This window comes from Flavobacterium gelidilacus DSM 15343 (genome assembly GCF_000422685.1).
Classification (GTDB): Bacteria; Bacteroidota; Bacteroidia; order Flavobacteriales; family Flavobacteriaceae; genus Flavobacterium; species Flavobacterium gelidilacus.
On record NZ_AUGN01000010.1, the window covers coordinates 110,430 to 122,320 of the forward strand.

The following is an 11,891-nucleotide window of genomic DNA, read 5'->3' on the forward strand; positions in this document are numbered from 1 at the left end:
AATATTAATTTTCTTTTACTTTGTAAAATTCGGTTATTTTTTTCGCTTTTGAAAGTCCTACGACCTCAGAAATATCTTTTTCTGATGCTAATTGTAATCTTTTAACACTCTTGAAATGTTTTAGTAATGTAATCATAGTTTTTTCTCCAATTCCAGGAATTGATTCTAATGAGTTTGTCAAAGCAGCCTTACTTCGTTTATCACGATGATGCGTTATTCCGAATCTATGCGCTTCATTTCTCAAAAATTGAATTATTTTCAAACTCTCCGATTTTTTATCTAAATATAACGGAACAGAATCACCAGGATAAAACAATTCTTCTAATCGTTTTGCAATTCCGACTATTGCAATTTTTCCTCTTAAACCTAAATCATCTAAGCTTTTTAACGCTGAAGACAACTGTCCTTTTCCACCATCAATAATAATTAGCTGAGGCAAAGGTTGGTTTTCATCCATCAAACGCTTGTATCTTCTGTAAACCACTTCTTCCATAGAAGCAAAATCATCTGGACCTTCAACTGTTTTTATATTAAAATGACGGTAATCTTTTTTACTTGGCTTTCCATCTTTAAAAACCACACAAGCGGCAACCGGATTTGTTCCTTGAATATTGGAATTATCAAAACATTCTATATGTCTTGGCTCAACAGAAAGTCGTAAATCTTTCTTCATTTGAGCCATAATTCTATTGGTGTGTCTGTCTGGATCTACAATTTTAATTTGTTTCAACTGATCCATTCGATAGTATTTGGCATTTCGAATCGATAAATCTAAAATTTGTCTTTTATCTCCTAATTGCGGAACGGTAATTTTTAAATTCTCGCCTAAAGATAATGGAAAAGGCAAAATAATTTCACGTGATAATAACTTGAAACGTTCGCGAAGTTCTACAACAGCTAATTCCAATAATTCTTCGTCCGTTTCCTCAAGTTTTTTCTTAATTTCCATTGTATGAGAACGTACAATTGCTCCGTGGGAAATTTGCAAGAAATTTACGTATGCCATTGCTTCATCCGAAACAATAGAAAACACATCAATACTAGACAATTTCGGATTTAAAACAGTCGATTTTGCTTGATAATTTTCTAAAACTTCAATTTTTTCTTTGACTTTTTGAGCGGCTTCAAATTGCATATCTTCAGCAAAAGCTTTCATTTGAATTTTGAATTCTTTTAAACTGTCTTTAAAATTTCCTTTTAAAATTTGACGAATAGCTTCTACTTGTTTGTGATAATTTTCTAAAGATTCTAATCCTTCACAAGGTCCTTTGCAATTGCCAATATGATATTCTAAACAAACTTTATATTTTCCTGATTTAATATTAGCTTGAGATAAATCATAATTACAAGTTCGCAATGGATATAATTCTTTGATCATTTCTAAAATTGTATTGACAATTTTAAAGTTGGTATAAGGGCCATAATATTCTGAACCGTCTTTTGTTACTCTTCTTGTTGGGAAAATTCTAGAAAAAGGTTCATTTTTAATACAAATCCAAGGATAAGTTTTGTCGTCTTTTAATAGAATATTATAACGCGGTTGAAGTTTTTTAATTAGATTATTTTCCAACAACAAAGCATCAGATTCTGTTGCGACTACAATATGCCTAATCAAAACTATCTTTTTAACTAAAACACTAGTCTTATAATTATCATGGTTTTTATTAAAATAACTCGAAACTCTCTTTTTTAGGTTTTTCGCTTTACCTACATATAAAATCTTGTCGTCTTTATCAAAATATTGATAGACACCAGGATTATCAGGTAGAGTTTGAATTTGAAGTTCGAGTGATGGGTTGTTCATTTATTTATTTTGTAACACTTAATGCACAAATTTACATAGATTTTTATTGTACTACTATTTTCTATTCTTGAAATTACTACTTTTAACACTTATTATAGATTTATGAAAAAGAATAAAATTATAGAACTTTTAGGAGAAACAATTTTGCCTGGAGAAAGTAAAACCATAGATGTTGAAATTGCAAAATTACACACCATGACAAAGCTTAAAGTTCCTGTAATTATTGAGCGATCAAAAATAGATGGCCCAACGGTTTTATTTAGTGCTTGTTTGCATGGTGATGAAATTAACGGAACTGAAATTGTACGTCAAATTATAAGAAAAAAAATCAACAAACCTAAAATAGGAACTATAATTTGTATTCCAATTATAAATATTTTTGGATTTATTAATCAATCCAGAGAGTTTCCAGATAAACGAGATTTAAATCGTGTTTTCCCTGGTAGCAAAAATGGTTCATTAGCTAGTAGATTTGCTCATTTTTTGGTTTCAGAAATTATCCCAAAAGTAGATTATGCTGTTGATTTTCACGCTGGTGGAGCAAGTCGTTTTAATGCACCGCAAATTAGAATTGCACCCAATAGTCCAGAATTAAAAGAATTGGCTTCGGTCTTTAATTCACCTTTCACCTTATATTCTAAAAATATTTCTGGTTCTTTTAGAAATGCATCTACAAGGCTAGGTGTAAAAATGTTATTGTTTGAAGGAGGAAAATCTTTGGATTTAAATGATATGATAACTGAAGATGGAATTCAAGGTTCAAAACGTTTTTTGGCACATTTAGATATGTTAAATCCTAAACTAGAAGCTATACTTAAAAATGAAGAAACCTTATTCATAGAAAAATCAAATTGGGTGAGAGCTAATTTTTCAGGAATGTTCCATGGTTTAATAACTGTTGGAAGTTTTGTGAAAAAAGGAGATGTTTTGGCTATGATTTCAGATCCTTTTGGAAAAGTAGAACATAAACTAAAAGCGCCAAATGATGGATATATCATTAATGTAAATGACGCACCAATTGTTTATCAAGGAGATGCAGTTTTTCATATTTCTACAAAATTAGAAACTCAAAGCTAACATTTATCATATTTTAAGGCATTAAATAAGGTTAGTTTTGTTCTCAAAACTAACACAATGCACTATTGGAAAAAACTTTCGCAAGAAGAACGAAAAAACAGAATAGAACAAGCCCTTCAAAATAACATAAGCTTCTCTAAAGATATTTCACTCGGTTATCCTGCTTCAAAATTAGATGGACAAGTGTTTTATGATGATGCTCCTTTTTTAAAAGACGCTCCAACTTTACAAACGTATGTAGCTAATCCAAACAATATTGGCTGTCATACTTTTGGTGATTCTGAAAGTGCTTTTAGCGGCACACAAGAAATCGAAAGAGAAGTTTTAAATGTCCTAGCCGTTGATATTTTTAAAGCAAAACCAAACGAATTTGATGGTTACATTGCTCCAGGTGGAACAGAAGCTAACATTCAAGCCTTTTGGATTTATCGTAATTTATTTATGAATGATTTTGATGCAAAATTAGATGAAATAGTTCTTATTGCATCCGAAGACACACATTATTCCATTCCAAAAGGAGCTAATTTACTGCAAATTGATAGAATTAGTGTTCCGGTTCATTTTGAAAGTAGAGCAATTGATGAAATTCAATTAGAAGAATTATTGCTTATCGCGAAAGCAAATGGTAAAAAATATTTTATTGTGGTTTCAAATATGGGAACAACAATGTTTGGTTCGGTTGACAATCCTGAAACTTACACTTCCCTTTTAGAAAAACATCAATTAACTTATAAATTACATATTGATGGTGCTTATGGTGGATTTGTTTATCCGTTTAACAATCAGAAATCAGTAATAAATTTTTGTAATCCAAAGATAAGTTCTATCACAATTGACGCTCACAAAATGCTTCAAGCACCTTATGGAACTGGAATTTTTATTTGCAGAAAAAATTTAATTGAAAACGTAATTACCAAAGAGGCCAAATATGTTGAAGGCATGGATTTAACGCTTTGTGGAAGTCGTTCTGGCGCAAATGCAGTTGCTGTTTGGATGATTTTATTTACTTATGGCCCATTTGGTTGGTTTGAAAAAACAAGTGTTTTGCAAATGAGAACTCAATTTTTATGTAATGAATTGGATAAATTGAATGTAAAATACTTCAGAGAACCATACATGAATATTGTAACGATTCAAGATGAATATGTACCTAAAGCATTAGCTAAAAAATATCATTTAGTTCCTCAAGAGCATCATGGGGAAAACAAATGGTATAAAATTGTAGTGATGAATCACGTTGAAGTCGAACATTTGACTATTTTTATAGACGAATTAAAAGCGACTATGTATGTTGAAGAAGGAATTAAGAATTAAGTATAAAGAATTAAGACAAAAACTTTCACTTGAAGAAATTGAGGAAAAGAGTTTAGCTATTGCCAATCAATTATTGAAATTAGATATTTGGGACAATACTTATTTTCATATTTTTTTACCTATTGAAGAACAAAAAGAAGTCAATTCTGAATTTATTTTAAATATTTTACAAGCAAAAGACAAAGAAATTGTGATTTCAAGATCAGATTTTGAGACAACTTCAATGCATCATATTCTTTTGACTGATAATACTAAAATCAAGAAAAACGAATATAATATTCCTGAACCCATAAATGGTTTGTCTGTTCCTGCCGAAATGATTGATGTTGTTTTTGTGCCGCTTTTAGCCTACGACAAGCAAGGAAACAGAGTTGGTTACGGAAAAGGCTTTTATGACAAATTTCTTTCAAAATGCAGGCCTAATGTTGTTAAAATAGGCTTGTCGTTCTTTGAAACAGAAGAATTAATTGAAGATGTGTTTGAAAATGATATTAAATTAGATTTTTGTGTGAATACTGAACAAATAATTAGATTTTAGTCTTCAACTGCTCCAAAAGCTTTCTTATTGAAAACAATTAGAATTCCAACTCCAACAGAAATAGCAAAATCAGCCACATTGAAAATTGCATTAAAAAAGGTAAATGGTTTTCCCCCAATAAAAGGAACCCATTCTGGCATTGGATAATTTTGAACAAAAGGGAAATAGAACATATCTACAACTTCACCGTGGAACCATGTTCCATAATTTTCTTCTGCAAATAAAGTCGCTACTTGATGATAACTATCATTAAAGAGAACGCCATAAAATACAGAATCAATAATGTTTCCTAATGCTCCAGCAAAAATTAAAATAATAGCTATTATTAGGTAGTTAGAACTATGTTTTTTAAGTGAGTCTTGTAACCACCATGCAATTCCAAAAACAGCAAAAATTCTAAAAACAGTTAGAATTATTTTACCATAATCTCCTGGTATTTCAGCACCCCAAGCCATTCCTTCATTTTCTATAAAATGAATTCTAAACCATTCAAAAACTTTTACTTCTTCATTTAGGAAAAAGTTGGTTTTGATATAGACTTTAGAAATTTGATCAATTAATAGAACAATAAATATATAGAGATAGGCTTTCTTTAATGACATTTTTTGAAATTTGTTTCACAAAAGTAATAGATTTTATCGTATAAAAAAACGCCCTTTATTATAAGAGCGTTTTTTTATTATTATTTTAGGATTTAAGACCTAATTAATTGATAACAATATCATCTAATTGTAATGTTGTAGTTGGTCCAGAAACTCCGTTTCCTAAATATTGGAATACGAAAAATCCGTTTCCAGTAACTGAAGCTGGAATATTATAAACTCCACTATTAGTAAATGAAGAGCCATAGCCATTTGTATTACCAGTAGAAATAGTAAAATTTGAAGTAATATCAACTAAAGTTGCAGTTGTAATTTGACTACCTGGAACATAATTCGTTGTATAAAATACTTTAAGTGTTGCACCATTATTATATCCATCATTTGTTTTAAATGATAAAGTATTAGCGGCTGTCATATCAACTGGAACAATAAATAATGATTTATTTGTTTCTGTATTTCCACCACCAAATGATGACATTTGAAGGTATGTGTTTGAGCCAAATGCTTTTCTTTGCCAATATCTACTTCCTTCTGCAGCATCGTTGATGTACTTAGGAAAACTTTGTTGATTAGTAGTTGTGTAAGAAGTGAAAGGCTCGTTTAATGTTGAGTTAAAAACTATACCACTTCCAACAATTGGAGGATAAAAATCAATATCAAGACGATCATTTGGTAAATTAACGTCATTCATAGTTCTAATCATAAACTGATAATCACTATTATATTTAGTTAAAACACCTCTAATTTTTCCACTTCCAGTTGGGATTGAATTTGATGCAAAATTAGCAAATTCACTAATTCTTACAATAATAGTTTGACCAAACTCATCAGTAATAAGGTGATTGGTAGCACCTCCAAAACTATTTACAGAAGGATCATAAAAAGTTTTACCTAAAGAAGCATCTGTAAATTGAACATTATTAAACTCAATTAACATATTTAAATACTGGTTGTTTTTAGCATTTCCAACTGTTAAATTTTTTACAATATCATCTTCATCTACTTTAGTACATGATCTTTTTAAAACATCTTTATATTCTACACCACTGATTCTTCCAACGTTTCCATTGTATAAATTACCTATAACAAAAGAACTTTGGTAAGAAGAAACGTAACGATCTTTCATGTTAATATAAACCAATCTTCCTGGCTCAAATTGATTGAATAAGTTGTATGTATCAACTGTCATACTAAATCCTTTCGTACCATCAACTGATTGAAAAGAAAGTGATTTGTAGAAATTTCCACCTTCATCACTTGAAGTCACGTAAGCTTCAATTATATCATCTCCTGAATATAATGTTGCTGTTGAAGTAGCAGCATTTGTAATATCCGCTACAGTCTTTGTAGCAGTTAAACTAACACACTCAGAAGACAAGTCTGGTGTATTGTACTCATCACTATTTGCACAACCCGAAAAGATTGCCAAAAGTGATACTAATGTTAAATTTTTAATTGTTTTCATAGCTATTTAATTTTCGTAAATTTTGATATCGTCTAATTGAAAAGTAGTTGTTGGGTTTGTAGATTTACTTCCTTGGTATCTGAAAGCAATTCTTACATTTGTTCCTTTATAACTGCTTATATCCATTGGTCCGCTTGATACTCTTACATCATTTTGAGCGCTACTTGTTGGAAGAATTGGATTTAATTCATTCCATGTAGCAGTAGTAATTCCTGGAATAGTTCCGTCATAATCCTCAGAAATATAAACTTTTAAAACGCTTCCGTTATAAAAGCGATTCACTGAACTAAAAGATATTACCTTACTGTCTGAAGCAGATAAATCAATTGATTTTGTTATTAACCATGCATCATCCGTTGATCCAGCAGCAGAGTAAAAAGAAGAGAATTCTGCAAATTTAGTTCCGCTAAATGATTTACCAGACCAAACACGTGTATTAGATGTATTAGTATTTATCCATCCTTCAAGATCAATTGCTATCTCATTTGAACCACTACCAGCAGTAATTTCTTCGAAATTTTCTGTAAATATAACGGGTTTAAGAGTTGGAATAGCAAAGTCATCTTCTTTAACACAACTTGTAAAAGTTAATGTCATTAATGCAATTAAGACAATTGGTTTTATAAATATATTTTTCATAGTTCTTTTTTTATTATATATTAAGGTAGAAGTTTAAGAAATAAGTTCTTCCGTATCCATAGAAATATTTAGGCCCAAAAGTTCTTGTACCACTTACTAAATCTTGTTGTAAATCTGGAAAAGTTGCTTTTCTTGATTGTTCAAAACCACCAGTTTTGTATTCAATATCAAATATATTATTTACAGATGCAAAAATACCAACTGTATTTCTATTTTTCTTGCTAATTCTCCATGATTTTCCACCAATTAGATTAACCAAAGTAAAAGAACTAAATTTTTCTTGTTTTAAAAGACTTCTAACTGTTGCTTCATCAGCTCCATCATAAGAAATACCTGCATTATCAAGTGTGAAATTTTCTGTTCTTAAAACATTAGAAACATCAATATAACTGTCTGCTAAATAATTAACGTTAGCTCCAATCCACCAAAATTTCGGTGATCTATATTCTAAACCTAATGAGTAAGCTTGTTGAGGCATTCCTGGTTGCTTGTAATCTTTTAAATAAGCATTACCAAAAGAAGTTAAAGGATTAGGGTTTGTTGGGCTTGCCTGAGCATCGTCATTAATATATAAATTTGGATTGTTATCATATATATATTGTCCGTAAGAAGCAGCACCATTTACTTTAACTGTTGATGTAATTTGATACTCAATACCTAATTCAAGACCAATATTCTTTTTATTAATTCCTGTTACAATTTCACTAATAAATGCATCTTCATCACCAACAACGTCTGATATATTTTCAGCATAATAGAAAGAGATTTCTCTAGTATTTTGAATTTTTGTCATGAAACCAGTAAGTCTAGCTTTTAATTTAGGTGCTCTGATAATATAACTTGCATCTAAACTCATAATATTTTCACTAGTTAAATCTGGAGTGTAGTTATTGTTTAAACGAGCATTAGAAAATGTATTTCTTAAGTTTGGAGCTTTTGTTAAATATGCACCGTTGAAACTTAACAAATGACGACCTGTAATTTTATAAGTTAATCCACCTTTGAAACCAAAGTTCTCAAAATTTACCTTTTCACTATCTCCAAAAGAGTTATTTGCATAAATTCCGTTTCTATATAAACCTTCTCTTTGATATTCTGTTTTTGAAAAAGATTGAGCTAAATAAAAATCTACCTTATTATAAGAAAATTTAAATTGTGTAAAAGCATCTGCGACAGTAGCATTTAAGTTATAGTTATACCCATAAGTATCACCTTCACCCACTTGTCTGTTTGGATTATTTAAATCTGTTTGAGAAGCGTCTCCAACATAAAATTGATCAATATCTAAATAATAACTTCCACCCATTAAGTCAATTAGGTTTTGAAAATTATGTGATTTTAATTTTTTAAACGAAACCCCAGCATTTAAACTAATATTATCAGATAAGCTTGATGTTAAAATTGAATTTGCGCTAAATTGATCATCATCGGTTCTATCTTCATACAAAGCGTAGATACTTCTTCCTGGATAAGAACTATTTTGATTAGCAATATAAATTGAATTCCAATTAATTTGACTATTGTTTAAAAAGAAATTTCTGGCATTATCTGCTCCTAATTGATTTGGAGTATAATTACCGTCATTATCAAATGTATTTAAAAAATAACTTGGTAAATTTCTATAATATGTTGGGTCAGGATTATTTCCGTTTGTAAAGTCAATTCTTGTGTTACCTATCGAACCAGTTTGATAAGAAACATTAGTATTTAACCTATTGTTTTCGTTAATTTTCCAGTAGTGAGATAAGATCACAATTGGTTCTTGAATATCTTTATCTCTTGAGTTTCTTTTTTTACCGTTTTGGTATCCCCAATATGAGTTATAATCAACACCCATCAAATCGGTAACCTCTTGTGTATTAGGCGAACTTTTTCCTCTACTGTTTTGAGCAAAAATCGAAGTTAAGTTTAAACTGTGTTTTTCGTTAATTTTTTTCTCAACACTAGCAAATAATGAATTTGCACTGTAATCTGTTCCTTGAAAATATCCTTCTTGAGCCCATCTTCTTGAAGCAGAAAGCGTATATGCCCAACCATCTTTGTTAAATCCAGATGCATGAGTAGCCATAGCTCTCCAACTATAATTTGTATTTGTTCCTGAGAAAGTAACTCTATTTCCTGGTCTGTAGAAAGAGGCTCTTGTATTAATTTCCTGAGTTCCTAATATATTACCAAAAGTATAATCATTTGGAGTTGTTCCCATTGAAAATTCTTGGTTTCTTGTAGCATCATTTAATCCACCCCAGTTACTCCATTGTGGTCTTCCATCATAAATCTTATTCATAGCTAAGCCATTAATCATGGTAACACCATATTCATTGTCTAAACCACGAACTCTAAATCTAGCTTGTCCCCAGTTAAAAGCTGCAGCTTGTTGAAATACATCTCTTGTAGCTTGTAATAATCCTGATGTACTTTCAGAACCACTATTGTCGTCACCTAAGTCATTTTCTGTAATGGTAACTAAACTCATTTGTTTTTCTGTTGTAATGTCTTCTTCAATAACAACTGTTCCCAAATCTAATAATTCTCCTTCTGTTAATTCTAGTTGAAACACTTGAGTAGTATAACCCGTGTAAGTGATAATTAAAGAATGATTTCCCGAAGGTACTTGGTCAAATTTAAAAATTCCATTAGAATTTGACACTTTAGATTGATTAGTACTTTCAATTGTCAATACAACGTTTTGGAGTGGCTTTAAAGTTTTAGAATCAATCACTTTACCCTGTAAACTAGCCTCTTGACCAAAAACAACCATTGTTTGTATTAATAATAAAATACCGAATAATAGTTTTTTCATAAAAAAATAATGTTTAAATCGTATATTAAAGTTATGTTAAGAACTACACTTAACAGTCTGCAAATGTACAACTTTTAATAATATTATCTACCTTTGGCACCGTCTTTGAATAAATTTGATATTAAAATAACATACCATTTATGAAAATTAAACAATTCCTTATTGCCTTTTTATTAGTAATCTCAGTAAATAAAGGGGTTTCACAAGAAAAGAAATTCGAATTACACACCATTGCATTTTATAATTTAGAAAATTTATTTGACACGATTAATGATCCTATTATTAATGATGAAGAATATTTACCTTCAAAAGGATGGACTTACAAAAATTACAAGAAGAAACTAGACAATCTAAGTAGGGTTTTGACCCAAATTGGAACTAATGACCAACAAAAAGCATCACCAACAATAATTGGTGTTTGTGAAATTGAAAACAGAAGAGTGCTAGAAGATTTAGTTAAACAACCTCGTTTAATTGACAAAAATTATAAAATCGTTCATTTTGACTCTCCTGATAAAAGAGGTATAGACACTGGATTCTTATATGATCCATTACATTTTACTCCTACTAGTTATAATAATGTTCCGTTATACGTTTATAAGGATGATAATGTAAAGTCAAAAAAAGAAAAAAATGAAGAAACAGACGACGCTGAATCAATAGATAAAAAATCCAGTAGAGTTTACACAAGAGACCAATTACTTGTAACAGGACTTTTAGATGGTGAAGAAGTTAGTTTTATTGTTAACCACTGGCCATCTCGTTCAGGTGGAGAGAAAAAGAGTAGCCCATACAGAGAAGCTGCCGGTGCTTTAAACAGAAAAATAATTGATTCATTATTCAAAATAAATCCTAATGCAAAAGTAATTACAATGGGAGATATGAATGATGGCCCTTATAACAAGAGTATTAAAAAACAAATTGGTGCTGTTGCTCACAAAGAAGATCTAAAAAAATTCGGTGTTTTTAACCCCATGGAAGAAATGTCAAATAATGGAATTGGATCTTTAGCTTATAGAGACTCATGGGATTTATTTGATCAAATTTTATTAACAGAACCATACATAAATAAAGATTATTCATCTTGGACTTTTTGGAAAGCTGGAGTTTATAATAAAGACTTCTTAATTCAAAAAGAAGGACAATATAAAGGATATCCTTTAAGAAATTCAAACGGAGTTCCCGGATTTAGTGATCACTTTCCAGTTTATGTTTATCTAATTAGAGAACAAAGAGCATTTAAAAAAGTAGTTACAAATGTCGTTTCTAACAAAAAAAGCATCTCTTTTACAAAAAATAAAGAAGGACAAATTGAAGTTCCATGCACCGTTAACAAAAACAATTCTAGCTTTGTATATGATGCAGAAGTTGAAGACATATTAATTTCAGGAAAAGAAGCATTATTTTTACTAAAAACAGGAAAAGTTAAACCTGAAAACTATTCTGGTCAACAGGCATATTCTTTAGCTGACGGAAGAATTCCAGAAGGTGCTACCTTGTTAATTGATACTATTGAGTTTAATGGTTTCACACTATCAAATGTAACTGCTGTAATTACTAATAGTATTTCATCTGATTTAGTAATTGGAGAAAACACATTGAAAACACTTGGAACTGTAGAGGTAAACTACAAAGAAAGCACGCTTTCAATC

At 30.2% G+C, this 11,891-nt stretch carries 8 protein-coding genes and 1 pseudogene; 4 read left to right on the forward strand and 5 right to left on the reverse strand.

All coding sequences use genetic code 11. The annotated features are described in order from the left end of the window. Window positions 1-4: 4 nt before the first annotated feature. Window positions 5-1,804: an excinuclease ABC subunit UvrC gene (gene uvrC / locus G507_RS0106190; RefSeq protein ID WP_026716682.1), complete on the reverse strand. Its 1,800-nt coding sequence runs from the start codon at window positions 1,802-1,804 to the stop codon at window positions 5-7. Window positions 1,805-1,906: 102 nt separating this feature from the next. On the opposite strand from uvrC, the gene G507_RS0106195 reads away from it, so the two are divergent. The 3 genes from G507_RS0106195 to G507_RS0106205 are packed head-to-tail and all read left to right on the forward strand — an operon-like array spanning window position 1,907 to window position 4,733. After that, window positions 1,907-2,881 carry a succinylglutamate desuccinylase/aspartoacylase family protein gene (locus G507_RS0106195; RefSeq protein ID WP_026716683.1) on the forward strand — a complete coding sequence of 325 codons (975 nt, stop codon included), beginning with the start codon at window positions 1,907-1,909 and terminating at the stop codon, window positions 2,879-2,881. A 57-nt stretch (window positions 2,882-2,938) separates the two neighbouring features. Then, window positions 2,939-4,195 (forward strand): pyridoxal-dependent decarboxylase, encoded by a 1,257-nt coding sequence (locus tag G507_RS0106200; protein WP_026716684.1) that lies wholly within the window; start codon window positions 2,939-2,941, stop codon window positions 4,193-4,195. Further along, window positions 4,170-4,733: a 5-formyltetrahydrofolate cyclo-ligase gene (locus G507_RS0106205; RefSeq protein WP_026716685.1), complete on the forward strand. Its 564-nt coding sequence runs from the start codon at window positions 4,170-4,172 to the stop codon at window positions 4,731-4,733. The genes G507_RS0106200 and G507_RS0106205 overlap by 26 nt, the downstream gene beginning before the upstream one ends. On the opposite strand, the gene G507_RS0106210 is transcribed toward G507_RS0106205, so the two are convergent. The 4 genes from G507_RS0106210 to G507_RS0106225 all read right to left on the reverse strand — a co-directional run bounded on the left by G507_RS0106210 (window position 4,730) and on the right by G507_RS0106225 (window position 10,239). Then, window positions 4,730-5,335 (reverse strand): lipoprotein signal peptidase, encoded by a 606-nt coding sequence (locus tag G507_RS0106210; RefSeq protein ID WP_026716686.1) that lies wholly within the window; start codon window positions 5,333-5,335, stop codon window positions 4,730-4,732. The genes G507_RS0106205 and G507_RS0106210 overlap by 4 nt on opposite strands. A gap of 103 nt (window positions 5,336-5,438) precedes the next feature. Beyond that, the gene (locus G507_RS0106215) at window positions 5,439-6,800 is read right to left on the reverse strand and encodes a DUF5689 domain-containing protein (protein ID WP_026716687.1); all 1,362 of its coding nucleotides are present in this window, start codon (window positions 6,798-6,800) and stop codon (window positions 5,439-5,441) included. Window positions 6,801-6,806: 6 nt separating this feature from the next. Then, window positions 6,807-7,439: a choice-of-anchor J domain-containing protein gene (locus G507_RS0106220; protein ID WP_035665733.1), complete on the reverse strand. Its 633-nt coding sequence runs from the start codon at window positions 7,437-7,439 to the stop codon at window positions 6,807-6,809. A gap of 13 nt (window positions 7,440-7,452) precedes the next feature. After that, window positions 7,453-10,239 (reverse strand): TonB-dependent receptor, encoded by a 2,787-nt coding sequence (locus G507_RS0106225; RefSeq protein ID WP_026716689.1) that lies wholly within the window; start codon window positions 10,237-10,239, stop codon window positions 7,453-7,455. 140 nt (window positions 10,240-10,379) lie between these two features. On the opposite strand from G507_RS0106225, the pseudogene G507_RS16500 reads away from it, so the two are divergent. Further along, window positions 10,380-11,468, forward strand: a pseudogene (locus tag G507_RS16500) (endonuclease/exonuclease/phosphatase family protein); the annotation flags it as partial. Between the last annotated feature and the right edge of the window lie 423 nt (window positions 11,469-11,891).

Bases quoted from the DNA above. Each gene is read 5' to 3' on its own strand.
- uvrC (WP_026716682.1), bottom strand. From the start codon at position 1,804: ATGAACAACCCATCACTCGAACTTCAAATTCAAACTCTACCTGATAAT.
- G507_RS0106195 (WP_026716683.1), top strand. From the start codon at position 1,907: ATGAAAAAGAATAAAATTATAGAACTTTTAGGAGAAACAATTTTGCCT.
- G507_RS0106200 (WP_026716684.1), top strand. From the start codon at position 2,939: ATGCACTATTGGAAAAAACTTTCGCAAGAAGAACGAAAAAACAGAATA.
- G507_RS0106205 (WP_026716685.1), top strand. From the start codon at position 4,170: ATGTTGAAGAAGGAATTAAGAATTAAGTATAAAGAATTAAGACAAAAA.
- G507_RS0106210 (WP_026716686.1), bottom strand. From the start codon at position 5,335: ATGTCATTAAAGAAAGCCTATCTCTATATATTTATTGTTCTATTAATT.
- G507_RS0106215 (WP_026716687.1), bottom strand. From the start codon at position 6,800: ATGAAAACAATTAAAAATTTAACATTAGTATCACTTTTGGCAATCTTT.
- G507_RS0106220 (WP_035665733.1), bottom strand. From the start codon at position 7,439: ATGAAAAATATATTTATAAAACCAATTGTCTTAATTGCATTAATGACA.
- G507_RS0106225 (WP_026716689.1), bottom strand. From the start codon at position 10,239: ATGAAAAAACTATTATTCGGTATTTTATTATTAATACAAACAATGGTT.